General features: G+C 71.3%; 1 pseudogene. It reads right to left on the reverse strand.

The features are described 5' to 3' along the window. A pseudogene (locus tag LPA54_RS33850) lies at positions 1–741 on the reverse strand (family 78 glycoside hydrolase catalytic domain); the annotation flags it as partial.

Genomic DNA, 741 nt, shown 5'->3' on the forward strand with positions numbered 1-741 from the left:
TTCGTGTGCCATCCGCGCGGCGAGGTCCGCGGCGTGTGCGACGTAGGCGGTGGCGGTGACGTCCTTGGGGGTTTCGTCGTCGAGGTTCAGCCAGTCGCCGAAGCCGTCCGCCGGCCGCAGCAGGCCGTCGCTGTGCTTGTACAGACCGGGCCAGCCAGGCCACCACCGACGGCCACGCGTCCTTGAGGACCCGCAGGTCCCCGTACGCCTGGTACAGGGCCCAGGGAACGGTCACGCCCACATCCCCCCCAGCCCGCCGCCCGTCACCGAGGTGTCCGGCGTCCGGCGCCACGTGCGTGAAGGAGCCCTCAGGCGTCTGCGCGTCACGCAGATCCGCCAGCCACATCGTCAGGAAGCGCGCCGACTCCACGGTGGACGCGGCGGTGGGCGCGAAGACGTCGATGTCGCCGCTCCAGCCCAGGCGTTCATCGCGGGCCGGGGAGTCGGTCGGCACGGAGAGGAAGTTCCCCCGCTGCCCTGAGGTGATGTTGCGGTGCAGCTAATTCAGCATCGGCGAGTCTGTGGCGCAGCATCGGCGAGTCTGTGGCGAAGGTGAGCGTGGCCGGTGCATCGGTGTGCATCACGCGGCCGGTACCCCGCCCGCGCGGTGGGGGTACCGGGGAAGCCGGTGACCTCGACGCAGCGGAAGCCGTGGACGGCGAAGCGGGGCTCGTACGTCTGGGTACCGCCGCCCTTGAGGATGCAGGTGTCGGCCGCCTTCGCGGTTTCGCGGTGCGGAGG

The organism is Streptomyces sp. DH12, from assembly GCF_020873895.1.
In the GTDB taxonomy this organism is placed as follows: Bacteria; Actinomycetota; Actinomycetes; order Streptomycetales; family Streptomycetaceae; genus Streptomyces.